Raw genomic sequence first — 21,615 nt, forward strand, 5'->3', positions numbered from 1 at the left:
CGCTATTTAACAGTCCTCTTTCCTTCATAAAATATGTATCTTTGTCCTTTATTATGGATTTAGAATTTTACAAATACCAAGGAACTGGTAACGATTTTATCATAATTGATAATCGCTCAAAAACCTTTCCAAAGAATAAAACTGACATAATTGCAAAATTATGTGATAGACACTTTGGTATCGGAGCTGATGGTCTTATATTACTTGAAGAAGATGATACTACCGATTTTAAAATGGTATATTATAACTCTGATGGTAATGAAAGTACTATGTGTGGTAATGGTGGACGCTGTATTGTGGCTTTTGCTCATAAACTTGGACTTTTTGAAACCGAAACTACTTTTATTGCTATTGACGGACTGCATCATGCCTCTATTCTTAACAATCTTGTTTCTTTACAAATGATTGATGTTGACAAGGTAACTGTTTTTGATAAATACGTTTTTACCAATACAGGATCGCCACACCATGTTCAGTTAGTAAACGACCTTACTAATTATGATGTGTTTTCAAATGGAAAAAAAATCAGGAATGAAATTTATGGTGCCGAAGGTAGCAACGTTAATTTTGTAGAACAAATAACAAATAACACTTTTAAAGTACGTACCTACGAGCGTGGCGTAGAAAATGAGACTTTAGCCTGCGGAACGGGTGTTACTGCCGTTGCTATAGCCATGCATGCTACTAAAAAAACCAACAGTTCATCTATAATCTTGCCTGTTGAAGGCGGGGAATTAGAAGTTTCTTTTGAAGAACAAGACGGAGTTTATTCGAATGTATTTTTAAAAGGTCCCGCTACATTTGTATTTGAGGGTAAAATAAATATTTAGTGCATACGTTAACTGGAACACATATCAAGTTAAGAGCCTTAGAACCTGAAGATTTAGAGTTTTTATTTCAAATTGAAAATAATGAATCTTTTTGGGAAGTGAGTCATACACAGACTCCTTTTTCTAAATTTTTACTGAAGCAATATTTAGAAAACGCTCACTTAGATATTTATGAAGCTAAACAATTACGATTAGTTATTGATGATAAAGTGACTGGTAAATCTATTGGGATGATAGATTTGTTCGATTTTAACCCGCAACATAAAAGAGCTGGTATCGGAATTTTAATTCATCCTGACTTTCAGCAGAAGGGATTTGCCTCTGAAGCTTTACAGTTACTAATAAAGTACTGTTTTATACATTTGCATTTACATCAACTATATGCAAATATCACTAGTGACAATACTAGTAGCTTACATCTTTTTGAAAAACAAAACTTTAAGCAAACTGGTATTAAAAAAGATTGGATATTTCATAATGAAACATATAAAGACGAACTATTATTTCAACTAATAAATGAATAAGAAAATTATTTTAGGAGGTATTGCTGCTATTTTTTTAATTGGCGGAATTATTGGATTTAACTACTATCAAAAAATCTTTGGTAAAGCTATTACTAAAGATGGAGCTATATACATAGGCTCTAACGCCTCTTTTATAGATGTGAAGAAACAACTTTCTGAGTTTGTTAAACATCCTGAAAATTTTGTTTGGGTTGCTGAAAAGAAAAAATTCACACAACCCAAAGGTGGAAAATATTTACTAAAAAAAGGGATGAACATGAATGATGTTGTAAATCTTTTACGTAGTGGAAATCAAACACCTATTATCCTATCATTCAACAATCAAGATACTTTAGAAAAATTAGCAGGAAGAATAGCTGAACAAATTGAAGCAGACTCTATTTCTTTATTACAAGCTATGCAAGATCCTTCTTTTTTAGCTACCAATAAATTTACTGAAAAATCTGCATTAGGAATGTACATTCCGAATAGTTATGAGTTTTATTGGAATACTTCTGCTGAAAAATTTCGCGATAAAATGCTACGCGAATACAATCGTTTTTGGACTTCTGCTAGGTTAGAAAAAGCTAAAAAACTAAACCTTTCAAAAGAAGAGGTAATTACATTAGCTTCTATCGTTCAGAAAGAAACAGCTAAAAAAATAGAACGCCCTGTCGTGGCTGGTTTGTATCTAAATAGATTAAGAGATAATTGGCCTTTACAAGCCGACCCAACAGTTATATATGCAATTAAAGAAGTTAAAGGACAAGATTTTGTTGTAAAAAGGGTTTTAAACAAAGATTTAGTGATAGACTCTCCTTACAATACTTATAAAAACACAGGACTTCCTCCTACTTTGATTGCAATGCCAGATATTTCATCTATTGATGCTGTTTTAAACCATCAAAAACACAATTATTACTACATGTGTGCTAGTGTTGATAAAATTGGCTTTCATGAATTTGCTAACTCTTTAGCACAACACAATCGAAATGCAGTGAAATATCAACAATGGATAAATCAACAAGGAATAAAGAGATAAATTAACAAAATTTTATTCTCATCAATTTCAATAAAACATTATTAAAAAGTTAATATAAAATAGTTTTTTTTGGTTTTTACCTAAAAAAAACACAGGAAAACAGCTTTATCATCAACAGTTAAAAAACTGTAAATTATTGATTTATAGCCTGTTATAAAAATTTACCGTATCTTTGCTGCGCTAAACAGAAAGTATTTAATTATCAGACATTTAGTATTAGTATTTTTAGGATTTGTATTATTAACCAGTTTTACAGAGACTACAACTAAAAAAGAAAAAACTACTACAACAACGCCAATACCAATTCACAAGGTAGAAAAGGTAAACATTCCTTTTTTATTAAATGATTTTGTAGGATTTAAAGAAGCCTTAGCTTTTAAAGAATCACAAGGTAGGTACAGAGTAGTTAATACACTTGGATATTTAGGGAAATACCAATTTGGTAAAGAAACCCTAAAGAGATTTAGAATTTACAACACCACTCATTTTCTTAGAAACCCAGAATTACAAGAACGCACATTTGTTGCTTATTGTAAATTAAACAAATGGATTTTAAGAAAAGATATTAAGAGAAGTGTTGGAAAGACCATTAATGGAGTTAAAATAACCGAATCTGGTATTTTAGCAGCAGCACACTTAAGTGGTGCCGGTAATGTAAAAAAGTTCTTACGTTCAAATGGATCTATCCGTTTTAACGATGCCTATGGAACCTCTATACAATCATACCTTAAAAAGTTTGCTGGTTATGATGTTTCCAACATCAAAGCCAACAAAAAACCAACGGTTTAACCAATAACTAAAGATATTAAAAAAGCATCGATTAAATCGATGCTTTTTTTATTTATGAATGATAAAAATTGCTGGTCGCTTATGTAAATCAGTCTTTACATGCTTCCATTCTTTTACCGTTAGTGTTTTAATATATTCTGTTGGAAGTGTTATATCACACGCCACACAAACTCTTGTATCTGGTGATAAAGTAGCGCGTAAATCATCTAACATTTTTTCATTCCTGTAAGGAGTTTCGATAAAAAGCTGTGACTGATTTTTTTCTTTTGAAAGCTTCTCTAAATCTTTAATTGCTTTTTTTCTGTCTGACTTATCAATAGGTAAATATCCGTTAAACGCAAAACTCTGCCCATTCATACCAGACGCCATAATTGCCAACAAAATAGAAGAAGGTCCTACCAATGGAACTACTTGAATCCCTTTTTGATGCGCCAACTTAACAATACTTGCGCCTGGATCTGCTACTGCTGGCACACCTGCTTCAGAAAGCAAACCTACTGATATTCCTTTTTCACAAACATCTAAATAATTCTTAGTTTCTAAATCATCAGAATACTTATCTAACAACATCAACTCCAATGAAGGTTGTGATTTTGTTGGTGTAATTCTTTTAATGAACCTTCGAGCAGACTTTTCGTTTTCAACAATAAAGTAATCTAATTGTTCTACCACTTTTTTTACTGACAATGGCATCACCTCTAATGGTTCAGTATCACCTAACGTTGTAGGAATCAAGTATAATTTACCTTTCATTATTTCTGTTCTAATTTTGAAGCTATAATTTCACACGCTTCGTCTAACATTTTATACACGTTTTCAAAACCTTGACCTCCTCCATAGTAAGGATCTGGAACACTCCTGTTTTCATCAGGATACAATTCGTTCAAAATCAGCTTTACTTTTTCATGTTGCTCTTCATTTTCAGACAAAGCTACAATATCTGCATAATTATTTTGATCCATTGCAAAAATTATGTCAAACTTATCAAAATCAGCTTTTGTAAATTTTCTTGAACGTTGATTGGTAATATCTATACCATATTTTCTAGCCACTTCAATAGAGCGCTCGTCAGGTAATTCACCTACATGATAACCCGCAGTACCAGCTGAATCAACTACAAAACTTTCAGATGATAATTTAGATTTTAAAATCCCCTCAGCAAGAGGAGATCGGCAAATATTACCTAAACAAACCATTAATATTTTTTTCATACTCATAAAAAAACCTCACTAGGTGAGGTTCGTTGTTTATAAAGTTAACTTTTTTGTTAAGTCTTCTACATACTTTTTAAACTGCTTATCAGTTTCTGTCAAATTATCTACAGTTTTGCACGCATGCAATACAGTAGCGTGATCTCTTTTACCTATTTGACTTCCAATACTTGCTAACGATGATTTTGTCATACGTTTAGCAAAGTACATCGCTAACTGACGAGCCTGTACAATATGACGCTTACGTGTTTTTGACTGTAAGGTTGCCACATCCATATCAAAGTATTTCGATACTACTTTTTGAATGTAATCAATAGACAGTTCTTTTTTCGTGTTCTTAACAAATTTATCTACAATCTGCTTTGCTAATTCAATTGTAAACTCTTTTCTATTAAAAGAAGCTTGAGCTATCATTGAAATTATCACTCCTTCTAACTCACGAACATTCGACTTTATATTCTTTGCTATATACTCAACAATTTCTTCAGGCATTTCAACACCATCTCTATACAATTTGTTTTGTAAGATTGAAATTCTTGTTTCGTAATCAGGTGCTTGTAACTCAGCTGATAACCCCCATTTAAAACGAGATAATAACCGTTGTTCGATATCTTGCATATCAACAGGTGCTTTATCCGAAGTTAAAATAACCTGTTTTCCATTTTGATGTAGATGATTGAAAATATGGAAGAACACATCTTGCGTACCAGCTTTTCCTGATAAAAACTGCACATCATCAATAATTAACACATCAATCATTTGATAGAAATGAATAAAATCATTTCTGGTATTTGATTTTACAGAATCAATAAACTGTTGTGTAAATTTTTCAGAAGAAATATACAATACCGTTTTATCTGGATATTTATCTTTAATCTCAACACCAATAGCGTGAGCTAAGTGTGTTTTTCCTAATCCAACTCCACCATATATTAGTAATGGGTTAAATGAAGTTCCTCCTGGTTTATTGGCCACAGCCATACCTGCAGAACGTGCTAATCTATTTGAATCTCCTTCAACAAAATTTACAAAGTTATAATTTGGGTTTAGTTGAGATTCTATCTTTACTTTTTGCAAGCCAGGAATTACAAATGGATTTTTTAGTTCTCGTTTTGATTCTAACGGAACGGTTACTTTTTGTGGTTTTAACGGATTACGATTTGAACTAGGTATTTTTACTGTTTGCGGACTATTACTACTATACGTATTTTCCATACGTACATCATAAATTAGCTTAGCATCATTACCTAACTGACGAACCAAAGCTACTCTTAACAGTTTGATGTAATGCTCTTCTAGCCACTCATAAAAAAACTTACTAGGAACCTGAACCGTCAATGCTTCCCCTGCCAATTTAATTGGCTTTATAGGCTCAAACCAAGTTTTATATGCCTGCGGCTTAATGTTGTCTTTTATAAAAGACAAGCATTCCATCCAAACTGAATCGGCTGTTTTAGTCATATGCGGTAAAAATCAATTTTTTAGTTGTTAATTTTTATTCAGATTTAGGGGACACCAAACACCAATGTCTGGGCGAACAAAAGTGTGAATAAATTTCAGTATAAAAAAATCAAATCACTATTGACTTTTATTTTTTTTTTACGTAACGTTAGTGCAATTAAAAATAAAATAATCTTTTGCAAAAACATTATACATCTATACGTGTTCGGTATGCTGAAACTGATCAAATGGGAGTAGTTTACCATGGGAACTACGCACAGTTTTTTGAGATTGGTCGCACCGAATGGTTACGTTCTCTGGGCGTTACCTACAAATATATGGAAAAAACAGGAATCATGTTACCTGTTATATCTTTATCTTGTAACTTTAAAAAATCAGCATTATACGACGATGAATTAACCATTACAACCATTTTAAAAAAAACACCTTCAGTAAAAATTGAATTCGACTATGAAATTACCAATCAAAATAACGACCTAATTTCAACTGGAAATACTGTGTTAGCATTTATTAACAATAAAACAAAAAAACCTATACGTTGTCCTGATTATATTTTAGATAAATTGGCTATCTTAAAATAACTAATCAAACCAATAAAAAACATATGAAAATATATACTAAAACAGGTGATAAAGGTACCACTGCCCTATTTGGTGGTACTCGAGTACCTAAACACCACTTACGAATAGAAAGCTATGGAACCGTTGATGAACTTAACTCTTACATTGGGTTAATTAGAGATCAAAATATTGACGAAACTCTAAAAAAGAAATTAACAAAAATTCAAAGCGATTTATTCACATTAGGTGCCATGTTAGCTACTCCTCCAGAAAAGGAAACTTTAAAAAGTGGTAAAGAACGCTTAAATATTCCCAAGATTAACGAAGAGTCAATTCAGTTCTTAGAAGACGATATTGACCTTATGAATAAAGACCTACCTCAAATGACACACTTTGTATTACCAGGCGGTCATCAAACCGTGTCATTTTGTCACATAGCACGCTGCGTATGCCGTAGATCGGAACGATTGGCTGTGGCTTTAAACGAAGAAGAGGCAATTAGCGATACTGTTTTAAAGTATTTAAACCGACTTTCTGACTACCTTTTTGTATTGGCACGGAAGTTGACCCAAGACTTACAAGCTGAGGAAATTAAATGGATTCCTGAAAAGCTATAACTAAGTTCTTTAATTATTAATTTCACATTTTTTAAAAAAAACTTGACTTTTTACAAAAAAAAATTATTTTTGCGGAAAATCTTATTAAACAGATAAAGAAATGTATTGGACACTTGAACTAGCATCTTATTTAGCAGATGCACCCTGGCCTGCAACTAAAGACGAATTAATTGATTACGCTATTCGTACTGGAGCACCGTTAGAAGTGGTAGAAAACTTACAAGATATCGAAGATGAAGGTGAGGCGTACGATTCTATTATTGAAATCTGGCCAGATTACCCTACAGAAGAAGATTATCTTTGGAATGAAGATGAATACTAGAAAAAATAAATAATAAAAAGTCTCTTTTACAGAGGCTTTTTTTTTGCTTACTTTTAAGCACTCAATAAAAACACAAAAAACGCTAATTAAAAACAACTTAATTAGCTATAAAACAATATTTTACAAATGAGCGTTTTAAATTCGATTATAAAACTATTTGTTGGAGACAAACAACAAAAGGACCTAAAATCACTACAACCGATCGTTGAAAAAGTACGATCTTTTGAAAATTCATTAAACAGTTTATCAAATGATGAATTACGGGCAAAAACAATCGAATTTAAATCGAAAATTAAAGATGCTACCAAATTTTTTAACGATAAAATAGCTGAGCTTGAGGAAGAAGCTAAAAAAGCAGACATCAATCGTCAAGAAGAAATCTATACTGAAATTGATAAATTAAAAGACGAAGCTTACGAAGCATCTGAAGCTGTTTTATTAGATATTATGCCAGAGGCCTTTGCTGTTGTGAAAGAAACAGCAAAACGTTTTGCTAACAATACTGAATTAGAAGTAACTGCCACTCCTTTTGATAGAGAATTATCAGCTACTAGAGAACACATTACTTTAGAAGATGACAAAGCTTTTTGGGCTAACTCATGGGACGCTGCTGGTAAAGAAGTAATTTGGGACATGATTCACTACGATGTACAATTAATTGGTGGATCTGTATTACACCAAGGTAAAATTGCCGAAATGATGACAGGGGAAGGTAAAACCTTAGTTTCTACGCTTCCAGTATACTTAAATGCTTTAACTGGTAACGGAGTTCATGTTGTTACTGTAAACGACTACTTAGCAAAACGTGACCGTGCGTGGATGGCTCCTATTTTTGAGTTCCACGGATTGAGTACTGACTGTATAGATTTCCATCAACCAAACTCAGAAGCACGTAGAGAAGCTTATAACGCTGATATTACTTACGGAACTAACAATGAGTTTGGTTTCGACTACTTGCGTGATAACATGGCTAACTCTAAAAAAGACTTAGTACAACGTGCACCAAACTATGCTATTATTGATGAGGTGGATTCTGTTTTAATTGATGATGCTCGTACTCCATTAATTATTTCTGGTCCTGTACCACAAGGAGACAATCATGAATTTAATGAATTAAAGCCTCTAGTTGCCGATTTAGTTTCTATTCAAAATAAATACTTAGTAGGTGTTTTAGCTGAAGCTAAACGTTTAATTAAAGAAGGAGACACTAAAGAAGGTGGTTTCTTATTATTAAGAGTTTACAGAGGTCTTCCTAAAAACAAAGCCTTAATTAAGTTTTTATCTCAAGAAGGAGTTAAACAAATTCTTCAAAAAACTGAAAACTTTTACATGCAAGACAACAACAAGCTAATGCCTGAAGTTGATGCAGAATTATGGTTTACTATTGAAGAAAAGAACAATCAAATTGATTTAACTGATAAAGGTATTGCACACCTTTCTGATATCACAAAAAATGAAACGTTCTTCGTTTTACCAGATATTAGTGTAAAAGTTGGTCAAATAGATAAAAGCGATGCTACTCCAGAAGAGAAAGCTGATCAAAAAGAAGAATTATATCGCGAATTTAGTGTGAAGAGTGAGCGCATTCATACCATGAACCAACTTTTAAAAGCCTACACGGTTTTTGAAAAAGACGTGGAGTATGTGGTTATGGACAATAAGGTAATGATTGTAGATGAGCAAACAGGTCGTATTATGGACGGTCGTCGTTACTCTGATGGGTTACACCAAGCCATTGAAGCTAAAGAGAATGTAAAAATTGAAGACGCTACTCAAACGTTTGCTACCGTTACTTTACAAAACTACTTTAGAATGTACCGTAAGTTATCTGGTATGACAGGTACGGCGATTACAGAAGCAGGTGAATTCTGGGAAATTTATAAACTAGATGTTGTTGAAATTCCTACAAACAAACCAATTCAAAGAGACGATAAACAAGATTTAGTTTATAAAACTACGCGTGAAAAATACAACGCAGTTATTGAAGACATTGTAAAATTAGTTGGAGAAGGAAGACCTGTATTAGTAGGTACTACTTCGGTTGAAATCTCTGAATTATTAGGAAGAATGTTACAAATTCGTAAAATTCCTCACAATATCTTAAATGCAAAATTACACAAAAGAGAAGCTGATGTAGTTGCCGAAGCTGGTAAACCAGGAGTGGTAACCATTGCTACAAACATGGCTGGTCGTGGTACCGATATTAAATTATCTGACGAAGTTAAAGCAGCAGGTGGTTTAGCTATTATTGGTACAGAACGTCATGATTCTCGTCGTGTAGACCGTCAGTTACGAGGTCGTGCAGGACGTCAAGGAGATGTAGGTTCTTCTCAATTCTATGTAGCTTTAGACGATAACTTAATGCGTTTATTTGGTTCTGAAAGAATTGCGAAAATGATGGATAGAATGGGATTAAAAGAAGGTGAAGTAATTCAGCATTCTATGATTTCTAAATCTATTGAAAGAGCTCAGAAAAAAGTAGAAGAAAACAACTTTGGTATTCGTAAGCGTTTATTAGAGTATGATGATATTATGAACGCACAGCGTGAGTTTGTATACAAACGTCGTCGTCATGCTTTAGACGGAAAGCGTTTACAGATTGATATTGCAAACATGATTTACGATACCTGTGATTCAATTGTAAGACAAAATAAGGGTGCTAAAGACTTCCAAAACTTTGAATTCGAATTAATTCGTTTCTCTGCAATGACTTCTCCTTTTTCTGAAGAAGAATTCAATAAAACATCAGAGCAAGATTTAATTGACAAGCTATACAAAATAGTAACAGAACACTACAAAAACGATGCGGAAAGAAATGCTGAAAATGCATTCCCAGTAATTAAAAATGTTTTTGAAAACGAAGGTGACCGTTACGAGCGTATTGTTGTTCCTTTTACAGATGGTTCTAAAACATTACAGGTAGTTACCAATTTAAAAGAAGCTTACGAAAGTGAAGGAAAATCATTAGTTAACGATTTTGAGAAAAACATCACTTTAGCGATTATTGATGAAAACTGGAAGGATCACTTACGTAAAATGGATGAGCTGAAACAAACCGTTCAAAATGCTACGTACGAGCAAAAGGACCCTTTATTAGTTTATAAGTTTGAAGCTTTTGAGTTATTCCAAGAGACGATTGACAAAGTAAATAAAGAAGTTTTATCTTTCTTATTCAAAGGAAAATTACCTAGTCAAGAAGCTTCACAAGTATCTGAAGCTCGTGAACAACAACGTGAACAATTAGATTTACGTAAAGACGAAGTTCAAAACTCAACACAGCAAGCTATTAGCAATGCACGTAATCAACAAACACAAGAACAACAAGCTGTAGAGACTATTGTGCGTGAACAACCAAAAATTGGTCGTAACGAAAAGGTTACTATCAAAAATGTAATGTCTGGCGAAGAGAAGGAAGTTAAGTACAAACAAGCCATTCCTTTATTAGAAAAAGGAGAATGGGTATTGTACAACAAGTAATCTTGAAACAAACTATATAAAAAAAGCTCGGTTTTTACCGAGCTTTTTACTTTTACATAACCTTTACCACACTTTTTAGTAAAGATTTTATTACCAATATTTTATAATTACTTCACTTTATAAAAACATTCGAAAAGTAACTTTGATAAACATCGAAGTATACTTAGAATGAAAAAACACAAAAAACGTAAATTAGATATTGCTGTAATATCAGATGTGCATTTAGGAACTTTTGGTTGTAGAGCTACTGAGCTTCATAATTACCTAAAAACCATCAACCCTAAAATATTAATTTTGAATGGTGATATTATTGATATTTGGCAATTTAACAAACGTTACTTTCCTAAACCCCATATGAAAGTCATCAAGCAACTGATGAATTTTATCACTTCTGGAACAAAAGTTTACTACATCACAGGAAATCACGATGAAATGCTACGAAGGTTTAAAGGCTTTCGCTTAGGAAGCTTCGAAATCGTGAATAAAGTAGTACTAGATATTGACGGTAAAAAAGGATGGTTCTTTCACGGAGATGTTTTTGATGTTACTATGCAACATTCAAAATGGCTTGCTAAACTAGGCGGAATGGGTTATGATTTTTTGATCCTTATTAATACGATTGTAAACTGGGTAAGTCATAAAATGGGCTATGGTAGACTCTCCTTCTCCAAAAAAATTAAAAACAGTGTAAAAAGTGCTATTAAGTTTATTAATAATTTTGAAACTACTGCTGCTGATATTGCTATTGATGAAGGGTATGATTATGTAGTCTGCGGACATATTCATCAACCAGAAATAAGAACTATCGAAGCTGAAAAAGGAAGCACTACTTACTTAAATTCTGGTGATTGGATTGAAAATTTAACAGCTTTAGAATATAAAAATAAAACATGGTCTTTATATGAATATGAAAAGGATGAGATTGCTAAAAATATTCATTTAGACTACCCTGTAAAAGATTTAGAGCTCATTAGTTCTGAACACAATAATAGCGAACTTTTTACAGAGCTCCTCAAAGAGTTCAACATTAAAACCCAATAACCATGAAGCCCATAATGGGCCTTAAGTTAGGAAATGGTCAGTACCTACTAATAGGTGATTTTCTAAAAACAACCAATAATAAAAAAATTAAAAAAGATGAAAATATTATACGCTTTTCAAGGAACAGGAAACGGACATGCAAGTAGAGCCTTAGAAATAATCCCACATTTACAGAGACGTGGTGATGTTGATGTATTGGTTAGTGGATCACAATACGAAATAGGACTTCCTTTCGATATAAAATATAAATTACACGGTTTGGGGTTCGTTTTTGGTAAAAAGGGTGGAATAGATCTAATTAACACCTTAAAAGACTTAAACCTTAATAAAGTTTACAAAGAAATTAAAACGCTACCTGTAAAAGAATACGATTTGGTCATTAACGATTTTGAGCCTATCTCAGCTTGGGCATGTCTTTTTAGAAATGTACCTATTATTTCATTAAGCAACCAAAACGCTTTATTAAACGAGAAAAACTCAGCTTTTAAGAAGTTTAGATTAGAGCGTTTAATTATTAAATACTACGCTCCTGCCAAAAATAAATTCGGATTTCATTTTAAAACACACTCTTCTTCTACTTTCTTACCTATAATCCGCAAAGAAATTCGTTATCGAAACATTACAAACAAAGGGCATTACACAGTGTATTTACCTTCTTACAGCGATGAAAAAATAGCAAAAGTACTTTCAAAAATAAAAGACATAAAATGGCAAGTCTTTTCTAAGAAAACAAAAGAGCATCAATTTTTCCATAATATTACCATCCTACCAATTAATGACGATGCATTTATCCGAAGTATGGCTTCTGCAAAAGGAGTAGTATGTGGCGCAGGTTTTGCTACACCAACAGAAGCTCTATATTTACGTAAAAAGCTATTGGTTATTCCAATGAAAAATCAATACGAACAACAATGCAACGCTGTTACGTTAAAAGAAATGGGGGTTACAGTTGTAAAGAAGTTAAGTAAAAAGCAATTACCTAAAATTGAAAAATGGATTAACACTAACAAAATTGTTGAAGTCCACTACCCTGATGTTACCGAAGATATGTTAGATGCAATTATTTTACCCTATTACAACAAAACCATTTTACCAGAAATTACCATTGAATAGTTGGTGAACCAATGCTTTGTAAAAAATCGTTGGTTTTAGAAAAATGTTTGTTGCCAAACCAATACCCACGGTTGGCACTTAACGGTGATGGATGACCTGAGGTTAAAATATGATGCTTCTTTTTATCAATAAGCTTTGCTTTTTTCTTAGCAAAACCACCCCAAAGTAAAAACACGACATCTTTTTTTTCTTCAGATATTTTCTCAATTACAGCATCAGTAAATTGTTCCCAACCTTGTTTTTGATGGCTTCCCGCTTCTCCCGATCTAACCGTTAAAGTAGCATTTAACAACAACACTCCCTGTTTTGCCCAACGAGACAAATCGCCACTTTTAGGGTATGGAATGTTTACATCTTTTTCTATTTCTTTAAAAATATTAATCAACGATGGAGGATGTGTAACACCGTCATGTACCGAAAAACACAATCCGTTAGCCTGCCCTACCCCGTGGTATGGATCTTGCCCCAAAATCACTACTTTTAAATCATCTAACGAACAAAAATCAAACGCTGCGAAAATATCTGACCCTTTTGGATAACATCTATGTTTTGAGTATTCATTTTTAACAAAACTGGTAAGATTTTCAAAATACGGTTTTTCAAATTCAGATTGTAAAATATTTTTCCAGCTATCATTAATTTTTACTTGCATTGTTTGTTATTTTTGTCGTGGTTTCAAATATACTATTTTGACTAAAAACATTACAGAAAAAACACTTCACGATTTAGAATTTACAACAGTTTTAGAACAAGTTGCAACACATTGCATCTCTAATTTAGGAAAAGAGAGAACAATGCTAATTCAACCTATTTCAAACAAAAAAAAGTTATTTTTTGAGTTGAATATGGTGAATGAATATCTGTCTTCTTTTGAAAATGAAAACCGAATTCCGAATCATTATTTTGAAGATATTTCTGAAGAAATTAAGCGACTTGCTATAGAAAACAGCTTTTTAGAAACAGACGCTTTCTTAAAAGTTTCAGCTGTTTCAGAAACTGTGAATGAGCAAAAGAAATTTTTAAAAAAGTTTCAAACCTACTACCTTACATTATTTTCCTTAAGTGATGAAGTTGAGTTTACAACAATAATTGTAGATAGTATAAAGAAAATAATTACTCCATACGGTGAGGTTGCTGACAATGCATCCGCACCCTTAAAACAGATACGAAAAGAAATTGGCTCTGTACGAGGTAAAATTTCTGAAAGTTTTTCTCGTGCGTTAAGTAAAAACATGTCGAGTGGATATTTAGATGATATTAAAGAAACGGTAATTGATAATCAGCGTGTCTTAGCAGTTTTAGCGATGCACAGACGTAAGGTTAAAGGAAGTTTATTAGGATCATCAAAATCAGGAAATATTGTATATATCGCCCCGCAAGCTACATTGGCTTATAGTAGAGAGTTGCAAAACTTGTTATATGAAGAAAAACAAGAAGTTGTACGTATATTACGAGCTTTAGCTACTGAAATAAGACCTTTTACTCCGTTACTAACTGAATACGTTACTTTTTTAACACATTTAGATATGGTGGGTGCCAAAGCAAAATACGCTAAAAGCATTAACGGATTACTACCAAAAATCACCAAAGAGAAAAAAGTATTTTTAAAAAATGCGTTTCACCCTATTTTATGGCAAAAAAACAAGGCTAAGAATATTGAAACGATTCCGCAAACTATTCAGTTAGGTGAAGAACAACAAATTATTGTTATTTCAGGTCCGAATGCTGGTGGTAAAAGTATTACGTTAAAAACAATTGGCTTGTTACAAGTAATGTTACAAAGCGGATTGTTAATTCCTGTTCATGAACGTAGTGAAACCACACTTTTCAATACTATCTTGACTGATATTGGTGATAATCAATCTATCGAAAATCAATTGAGTACTTATAGTTATCGATTAAAAAACATGCGCTACTTTTTAAGAAAGTGTAATGACAATACTTTGTTTTTAATTGATGAGTTTGGTACAGGTTCTGATCCTGAATTAGGAGGTGCTTTGGCTGAAATTTTCTTAGAAGAGTTTTATGAAAAGAAAGCCTTCGGAATTATTACCACACATTATGCTAACCTAAAAGTATTAGCAGATGAATTAGATAATGTTACCAATGCCAATATGCAGTTTGATGAGCGTACTTTAGAGCCTTTATACAAATTGTATATAGGACAAGCAGGGAGTTCTTTTACGTTTGAAGTAGCACAGAAAAACGGAATTCCGTACAGCTTAATCAACCGTGCTAAAAAACGTGTAGAAACCGAAAAAGTTCGTTTAGATAAAACAATCTCAAAACTTCAAAAGGAACGAAATCGTTTACAAAAAACTTCTGAAAGTTTAAACAAACAAAAATCTAAAGGACAAGAGCATATTGAAAACCTACAAGAGAAAGAACTTAAAATACGTGAAAAACTAGAAGGTTTTCAAGAATTATATGACAACAACCAACGTATGTTATCTTTAGGAAGGAATATTAATGAAATGCTTAATAAATACTTCCAAACAAATAATAAAAAAGAACTTTCTGCTAGTTTTTTTAAATGGGCAATGGCAGAAAAGACCAAGTACATAAAGAAAAATCCACCTAAGAAGAAAACCAAAACAGAAAAGAAAGAAGAAAAAGTTGCTACACAAAAACAACAAGAAGCTATTAAAAAAGTAGAAAAAGAAGTACTTCAAAAAGTTGTAAAAGTTCGAGAAGAAAAGAAAAAAGAAGCCGAAAAAATTGCAAAAGAAAGAGCTGCCTATGTTTTTAAAGTAAATGACAGAGTTCGTTTAATTGACGGGAATGCTGTAGGAACTATTGACAAAATAGAAAAGAAAAAAGCTTTTATTAATTACGGGTTATTTACTACAGAAGCTAAAATAGAACAATTAGAATTAGTGGAACGTGCTAAAAAGTAGTTAGTCTTAATCTTATATAAAAGTCTAACTTGACCACTTTATATACAATAAGGGTTTATAACTATACTCTACTCACGCAAGGTTTTCTTCTAAATAAACAAACTATTATAGTAATAAGAAAAAACGTTAATGGTTAATGCAAAATCTTAAACAGTAATTCTTTTAAAATATCAGCATGGGTTTGGTTGGCTCCTACTCCTTTACTTTTTACATCGGCATCACGTAATAAGGCAATAATTTGTGATACTTTTCGCATCGGGTAGTTACGAGCAGCGTTTACATAGTCATCCACAAAATAAGGATTTACTCCCAAGTTTTTAGCAACCGAAGCCTTCGATTTGTCTTTTAATCCGTGGTACATTAATAACTGTGTAAAGAAGCTATTTAGTAAGGAAATAGTCATTACCAACGGATTGTTTTTTGGGTTCTGCGCAAAATAATTGATGATTCTGTTTGCTTTCACCACATCTCGCTGCCCTACTGCTTTACGCAACTCAAAATTGTTAAAGTCCTTAGAAATCCCAATATTTTCTTCAATATGCTTATCGGTAATAATGGTTTCCGCAGGCAATACTGAGGTTAGTTTATCTAATTCGTTGCTAATCTTGCTTAGGTCTGTTCCTAAAAACTCCACCAACATTTGCGAAGCTTTTGGTTCAATATTAAACTTTTTTCCGCCCAACACTTGACGAATCCAATCGGCTACTTGATTTTCATACAGTTTTTTACTCTCATAAATGAGTCCGCTTTTTGCTATGGCTTTATACGCCTTTTTACGTTTATCGAGCTTTTTGTATTTGTAGTTAAACACCAATACGGTACTCGGTTGCGGATTGGCAGCATACGACTCTATTTTATCAATCGTACGGCTTAAATCCTGCGCTTCTTTAATAATAATCACTTGCTTTTCTGCCATCATCGGAAATCGCTTTGCCGACGACACAATTTCCTCTATTGACACATCACGACCGTACATAACTACTTGATTGAATCCTTTTTCAGATTCATCTAACACATTATCTTCAATGTAATCTGAAATTTTATCGATGTAATACGGTTCTTCGCCCATTAAAAAATAAATGGGTTTGATGTTACCTCCTTTTATATCTGATATGATAGATTTAATTTCGTTCATGTGCCTTTCTTCTGCCTTCTTTTGGTGTTGTTATTTAAAATGTTATAGCGAGGAGTGGCTTCTTTTCTTCGAGAAAAAGATTGCTTCACTATCGTTTGCAATGACGGTAACTGAAACGTCATAGCGAGAAGAGATAACGACGTGGCTATCTTTTTTTCGACTAACAGATTACTTCGCTTTCACTCGCAATGACGATTACTATAATGTCATTCCGAAAGAGGTTACGACTGAGAAATCTGATTCAACGGAGTAACTCACGTGTTTAAGATCTCTCACATTCCGCGTTGCTTCAGTTCGAGATGACAATAATGTTTCGTCACAGTAAACAACGAAGAAATAACTTATAATTTTCTTACTTTTGGGTTATGCAAAAGCTCAACCTTCCTAGCTATACATTCAAGCTCAAAAGTAACGAAAATAAGACGCTTATTTTTGATAATTTGAGAAAAAAATACATGGTATTAACTCCTGAGGAATGGGTACGTCAGCATTTTGTGCAATGGTTGATTCAAGAGAGAAACTATCCTGTTTCATTGATTGCTATTGAAAAACAATTGGTTATCAACAACCTTAAAAAACGTACCGATATTGTGGTTTTTGCTTCTGACGGTCATCCGAATATTATTGTGGAATGTAAAGCACCACATATAAAAATTACCCAAGATACATTTGATCAAATTGCACGTTATAACTTAAAACTCGATGCCGATTACCTCATCGTAACCAACGGACTGCAACACTTTTTTTGCATGCTCGATAAAGAGAACGAAACTTATGTGTTTTTAAGAGATATTCCTCAATACCAATAAGTTTTATGAAAACAGATTTTACCCCTCAATTCATAAGCATTATTGAAAATGACGCTTGGATGCTACGTATTCTTGAAATCGTTCGTAACCTACATCTTCCCGACTGTTGGATTGGTGCCGGTTTTGTTAGAAACAAAATTTGGGACTATAAACACAATAATAAAAGAACTTCTTTAAACGATGTTGATGTTATTTACTTTGATGAAAGCGATACTTCCAAAGCTCGTGAATTAGCTTTTGAAGAACAGCTTAAGGCTATTAGTCCCACTATAAATTGGTCGGTAAAAAATCAAGCTAGAATGCATGTTCGAAACGGTCATTCACCTTATAAAAATTGTTACGAAGCCATTTCTTACTGGCCTGAAACAGCTACTTCGATTGCTATTCAGTTAAACTCTGATAATCAAATTGAATATATTGCTCCGTATGGTTTAAATGATGTATTCAACCTTGTTGTACGACCTACTCCTAATTTTGATTTGATAACGTATCGTAATAGGGTTACAAACAAAGGATGGAAAGATACTTGGGATAAGTTGATTATTGAAAAGTAAGAAGAACTCTCCTCGTGAGACTCAACTTCGTTAATTCCTCCTTTTTTCATCACTTCTAATAACGGTTTCCTATTTTATTAAACAATTACTCACTATATAAACCTCCAACACACAATACGTGTTACCTTGTTTCCTTGATGCATAGGAATTACTTTGAATTCTTTAACTCCTAATTTTTTACCTGAGTTTTGTAAACTTTCTACGTTTTCTTTTTTAGACACTAAACTTGTAAACCATTTACTTACTTTTGGAAATTTAGAACTCTCATATAAATAGGTATGTAAAAAAGCTTTCTCTCCACCTATATACCATAATTCATTAGAGTTTCCTGCAAAGTTACGTACCGCATTGTTCCCTAAGTTTCTCGATTTTCTTCGGTTAGCTCCTCTCGCCTCTTCAGCCGATTTATAAAATGGTGGATTACACATCGTTACCGTAAATGCATCACCCTCTTCTATAATTCCTTCTAAGATATGTTCTTCTTTAAACTGTTGTCTTAACTCAACCTTATCCGTAAAACCATTATCATCTATAATATCTTGAGCATAATCTAGTGAATCTAAATCGATATCAGTAGCTACAAAATTCCAATCGTATACTACAGTTCCCAACAAAGGATAAATACAACTTGCCCCTGTACCAATATCTAACACCGTTACGTTTTCTTCACCTGCAACTAAATCAGCTAAATGATGAATATAGTCTACTCTTCCTGGTATTGGCGGACATAAATTCTCATCAGAAAAATCCCAATGTTTAATATTATAATGAGCTGCTAATAATGCCTTATTAAACTCTTTTACAGCTATTGGATCAGAAAAATCAATAGTCTCTTTCTCAAACTTTTCAATGATAAATTCAGAAAGTTTCGGATACTTTTCTACTAGTAATTTGAAATCGTATCCTTGGTTGTGTATGTTTTTAGGGTGTAATCCTTTTTTTGTGCTCATTAAAGTGTAATAACAGTAAACTCTAGTTGTAACGGATGTAAGTTTTCTTTTAGAATTGTAATGAAGTCTGCTCCATACTCTAAATAGAACTCTGAAAAATTACGTTGTCGCTCTTCTAAACTTTGATTAGGTAATAATTCGTTTTGCAAAGCTACAATTCTTTCAACCATTTCTTTTTGACGTCGTTTTTCTGCTCGCAACCATCTTTTTTCAAGGTTTTCTAATCCTTTCACCTGCTTTCTTTCTTGTGCATTAACAGCTCCTACAAAAGAAACATCGGTCTTTTTAGCTAGCTTACGTAAATCATCAAATTGTTGTTGTAAAAACTGTTTTTGCTTGGTAAAATCTACCTTAGTATCGCCGTTAGCCAAAACTTTTCTTGCTAGTAAGTCGTCTTGTTTTAAAAATAATTCTTCTTCTGAAACGTTTAGTTTTTCTAACTTACCTAATTGTTTTTCTGAAAGTATTTGAACTGAGTTTCTTAATAACAAAATAGGAAACGGAACATTTACTTTATCAAAATATGCCTTTAGCTCTAACCAGTAAGCTAACTCTCCACCTCCACCAATATAGCATAAGTTGGGTAAAATTACCTCTTGATATAGTGGGCGCATAATTACGTTTGGCGAAAAACATTCTGGCTGACTATGTAAATGATCTAAGATTTCATCCTTTGTCCAAGAAATATCTGTATTATTTACTTTGTAAATTCCGTTTTCAAGAACAATACGTTCACGAATCCTATCAGTAATATAAAATAAGTTTATCTCACGTGGATTTACTTGTATTTTATATGATTGTTCTAGTTCTGTAATTGTTTTCGATACTTCATTATAAGAAGTTTCGTGTAACAAATCGTACTCTACATAAGGTATTAACGCTCTTTTTAATTCTCTTTCGTCAGCATCTAAAATTACCAAACCATATTTTCCAAAAAGTTTATCGGCTACATATCTGGTTGCACCTGCTAATGTTTTGTGCTGTAAATATCCTTTTTCAAAAAGTTCTTTTATTTGAATAGCATTTTTTGAACCTCCTAAATGTTCAGCAAATACTTCAAATACATCTTGTAACCCCTCGGTTGTAAAACGTCCTACAGGTCCTTTTTGGTCAGAGTTCCACTGTACTTTTTTCCCTTTAAAGTTAAAGAAGTTAATTTCTTCAAAATCGTGATCTTCTGTTGCCATCCAATATACAGGCACAAAATTCTCATTAGGAAATTGCATTGACAAATGCTCGCACATGTTTATGGTTGATATAATTTTATACAGAAAATATAACGGTCCCGTAAACAAATTCAGCTGATGCCCTGTTGTTATGGTAAACGTATTCTCTTTTAGTAAACTTTCTATATTTTTTTGTGTTTCAAAAGATAAATCAATGTCTTTGTATTGTTTTCTTAATACTTCAACTAACCTTTTCCTTTGAGTATTTGAAATAGGGTTTTCTTTCTTTTCTTCTAGTTGCTTTTCAAAGTTTCGTAAACTCGGATAGCGGTTATAAAAAGGTTGAATCTTTTCATCAGCCTTTAAATAGTCCTCCATTGTTTTAGAAAAGAATCCTGTGTTTTTATAAGGGATATTGGTTATGTTCATTACTTATTGGCTCTTTGAAATAATGTGTAAACATACGGACGTTCTCCTCCGTACGGATTTACAAATGTGTGATTAAAACTATTGACTAAAACAAAATCGTTTCCTAATTTTTCTTGTAGCATTTCCGTATTGTAACGTTGTAATTGCAGTCCACAACATTTTTCTGCTCCGTCTAAAGCAAAAACAGCAATAATTACGAATCCGTTTACTTTTACAAGCTTCTTTAGTAGATTAAAATAAGCGTTTTGTTCTTCCTCTTTTAAAAAGAAATGTAGTACCGCTCTATCGTTCCAAACATCAACTTCTTCAAGCTCATGTAACTTGATTGGAGCCACTAAATTATCGGCTATAAAGTTAACTTTTGATGCATTTTCTCCTAATCGATTTTTTACATCGGTTAGTGCATTTTCAGATAAATCATTTGCTATTAAGCCTAAATACCCATCGGCTACTAGCTCATCAATTAACATAGACGAACCAACACCAACGTTTAAGATTTTAGCGTCTTTTGGTACGTTAGATTCCTTTAATAATTTAATAGTTTCTTTCGAACTTTCTTCGAACCACCCTAGTTTTTCAGTTGGATTTTTTACATAGGCTGCATTCCAGTGTTCTTTATAGTTAATTTCTCCCGGAATGTTACACTCACTCTCTTTTGTAGTCATAGTTCAAAAATAGGAAAATTTAATCCTTTGTCGAAAACTTACCA

Annotated in this window: 21 protein-coding genes; 13 read left to right on the forward strand and 8 right to left on the reverse strand. The window is 32.7% G+C overall.

The genetic code is table 11. The features are described from left to right. The first annotated feature begins 53 nt into the window (after nt 1-53). From dapF to AC3VJB_RS06605, 4 genes are all read left to right on the forward strand, one after another. Nucleotides 54-830, forward strand: a complete 777-nt coding sequence (gene dapF / locus AC3VJB_RS06590) for a diaminopimelate epimerase (protein ID WP_253679920.1) — start codon at nt 54-56, stop codon at nt 828-830. After that, complete coding sequence (locus AC3VJB_RS06595) at nt 830-1,354, forward strand: GNAT family N-acetyltransferase (RefSeq protein WP_047789192.1); 525 nt, start codon at nt 830-832, stop codon at nt 1,352-1,354. Before dapF ends, AC3VJB_RS06595 begins: the two co-directional genes overlap by 1 nt. After that, nucleotides 1,347-2,375: an endolytic transglycosylase MltG gene (mltG, locus tag AC3VJB_RS06600; protein ID WP_047789193.1), complete on the forward strand. Its 1,029-nt coding sequence runs from the start codon at nt 1,347-1,349 to the stop codon at nt 2,373-2,375. Before AC3VJB_RS06595 ends, mltG begins: the two co-directional genes overlap by 8 nt. A gap of 168 nt (nt 2,376-2,543) precedes the next feature. After that, a complete protein-coding gene (locus AC3VJB_RS06605) occupies nt 2,544-3,164 on the forward strand; it encodes a peptidoglycan-binding protein LysM (RefSeq protein ID WP_073182625.1) in 621 nt (206 codons plus the stop codon). Nucleotides 3,165-3,212: 48 nt separating this feature from the next. Here AC3VJB_RS06605 and AC3VJB_RS06610 read toward each other — a convergent pair whose 3' ends face one another. Genes AC3VJB_RS06610 through dnaA form a run of 3 tightly spaced genes read right to left on the reverse strand, consistent with a single transcriptional unit; the run spans nt 3,213 to nt 5,836 of the window. Then, on the reverse strand, nt 3,213-3,917 hold the full coding sequence (locus AC3VJB_RS06610; protein WP_073181155.1) for an SAM-dependent methyltransferase: 705 nt from the start codon (nt 3,915-3,917) through the stop codon (nt 3,213-3,215). Continuing rightward, on the reverse strand, nt 3,917-4,375 hold the full coding sequence (locus tag AC3VJB_RS06615) for a low molecular weight protein-tyrosine-phosphatase (protein WP_497666930.1): 459 nt from the start codon (nt 4,373-4,375) through the stop codon (nt 3,917-3,919). The genes AC3VJB_RS06610 and AC3VJB_RS06615 overlap by 1 nt, the downstream gene beginning before the upstream one ends. A gap of 36 nt (nt 4,376-4,411) precedes the next feature. After that, nucleotides 4,412-5,836 (reverse strand): chromosomal replication initiator protein DnaA, encoded by a 1,425-nt coding sequence (dnaA, locus tag AC3VJB_RS06620; protein WP_047789195.1) that lies wholly within the window; start codon nt 5,834-5,836, stop codon nt 4,412-4,414. Nucleotides 5,837-6,012: 176 nt separating this feature from the next. Between dnaA and AC3VJB_RS06625 the strand changes: the two genes are divergently transcribed. From AC3VJB_RS06625 to AC3VJB_RS06650, 6 genes are all read left to right on the forward strand, one after another. Next, entirely contained in the window at nt 6,013-6,417 is a 405-nt protein-coding gene (locus AC3VJB_RS06625) for an acyl-CoA thioesterase (RefSeq protein WP_239178885.1), read from the forward strand. 23 nt (nt 6,418-6,440) lie between these two features. Beyond that, a complete protein-coding gene (locus AC3VJB_RS06630) occupies nt 6,441-7,013 on the forward strand; it encodes a cob(I)yrinic acid a,c-diamide adenosyltransferase (protein WP_437822674.1) in 573 nt (190 codons plus the stop codon). 100 nt (nt 7,014-7,113) lie between these two features. Further along, nucleotides 7,114-7,335: a DUF2795 domain-containing protein gene (locus AC3VJB_RS06635; RefSeq protein WP_047789198.1), complete on the forward strand. Its 222-nt coding sequence runs from the start codon at nt 7,114-7,116 to the stop codon at nt 7,333-7,335. 126 nt (nt 7,336-7,461) lie between these two features. Further along, the gene (secA, locus tag AC3VJB_RS06640) at nt 7,462-10,812 is read left to right on the forward strand and encodes a preprotein translocase subunit SecA (RefSeq protein WP_497666931.1); all 3,351 of its coding nucleotides are present in this window, start codon (nt 7,462-7,464) and stop codon (nt 10,810-10,812) included. Between the two features lie 168 nt (nt 10,813-10,980). Then, the gene (locus AC3VJB_RS06645; RefSeq protein WP_497666932.1) at nt 10,981-11,853 is read left to right on the forward strand and encodes a UDP-2,3-diacylglucosamine diphosphatase; all 873 of its coding nucleotides are present in this window, start codon (nt 10,981-10,983) and stop codon (nt 11,851-11,853) included. Nucleotides 11,854-11,949: 96 nt separating this feature from the next. Further along, nucleotides 11,950-12,966: a glycosyltransferase family protein gene (locus AC3VJB_RS06650; protein ID WP_497666933.1), complete on the forward strand. Its 1,017-nt coding sequence runs from the start codon at nt 11,950-11,952 to the stop codon at nt 12,964-12,966. Here AC3VJB_RS06650 and AC3VJB_RS06655 read toward each other — a convergent pair. Next, nucleotides 12,953-13,618 carry a uracil-DNA glycosylase gene (locus tag AC3VJB_RS06655; protein ID WP_073181166.1) on the reverse strand — a complete coding sequence of 222 codons (666 nt, stop codon included), beginning with the start codon at nt 13,616-13,618 and terminating at the stop codon, nt 12,953-12,955. The two genes, AC3VJB_RS06650 and AC3VJB_RS06655, sit on opposite strands and share 14 nt — an antisense overlap. 37 nt (nt 13,619-13,655) lie before the next feature. Between AC3VJB_RS06655 and AC3VJB_RS06660 the strand changes: the two genes are divergently transcribed. Further along, the gene (locus AC3VJB_RS06660; protein ID WP_497666934.1) at nt 13,656-15,863 is read left to right on the forward strand and encodes an endonuclease MutS2; all 2,208 of its coding nucleotides are present in this window, start codon (nt 13,656-13,658) and stop codon (nt 15,861-15,863) included. Nucleotides 15,864-15,996: 133 nt separating this feature from the next. Here AC3VJB_RS06660 and holA read toward each other — a convergent pair whose 3' ends face one another. Continuing rightward, a complete protein-coding gene (gene holA, locus AC3VJB_RS06665; RefSeq protein ID WP_073181169.1) occupies nt 15,997-16,998 on the reverse strand; it encodes a DNA polymerase III subunit delta in 1,002 nt (333 codons plus the stop codon). 365 nt (nt 16,999-17,363) lie between these two features. Here holA and AC3VJB_RS06670 point away from each other — a divergent pair, with 365 nt between their 5' ends. Further along, nucleotides 17,364-17,807, forward strand: coding sequence for a type I restriction enzyme HsdR N-terminal domain-containing protein (locus AC3VJB_RS06670; RefSeq protein WP_073181171.1), 444 nt, complete (start codon nt 17,364-17,366; stop codon nt 17,805-17,807). 5 nt (nt 17,808-17,812) lie between these two features. Further along, the gene (locus AC3VJB_RS06675) at nt 17,813-18,361 is read left to right on the forward strand and encodes a nucleotidyltransferase family protein (protein ID WP_497666935.1); all 549 of its coding nucleotides are present in this window, start codon (nt 17,813-17,815) and stop codon (nt 18,359-18,361) included. 92 nt (nt 18,362-18,453) lie between these two features. Here the strand turns inward: AC3VJB_RS06675 and rlmF are convergent, their stop codons facing one another. The 3 genes from rlmF to AC3VJB_RS06690 are packed head-to-tail and all read right to left on the reverse strand — an operon-like array spanning nt 18,454 to nt 21,571. Then, nucleotides 18,454-19,311: a 23S rRNA (adenine(1618)-N(6))-methyltransferase RlmF gene (gene rlmF, locus AC3VJB_RS06680; RefSeq protein WP_497666936.1), complete on the reverse strand. Its 858-nt coding sequence runs from the start codon at nt 19,309-19,311 to the stop codon at nt 18,454-18,456. Further along, entirely contained in the window at nt 19,311-20,906 is a 1,596-nt protein-coding gene (gene bshC, locus AC3VJB_RS06685; RefSeq protein WP_497666937.1) for a bacillithiol biosynthesis cysteine-adding enzyme BshC, read from the reverse strand. The genes rlmF and bshC overlap by 1 nt, the downstream gene beginning before the upstream one ends. After that, nucleotides 20,906-21,571 (reverse strand): methyltransferase domain-containing protein, encoded by a 666-nt coding sequence (locus AC3VJB_RS06690; RefSeq protein ID WP_073181177.1) that lies wholly within the window; start codon nt 21,569-21,571, stop codon nt 20,906-20,908. Before AC3VJB_RS06690 ends, bshC begins: the two co-directional genes overlap by 1 nt. Between the last annotated feature and the right edge of the window lie 44 nt (nt 21,572-21,615).

It is taken from the genome of Tenacibaculum sp. TB-53, assembly GCF_059716285.2.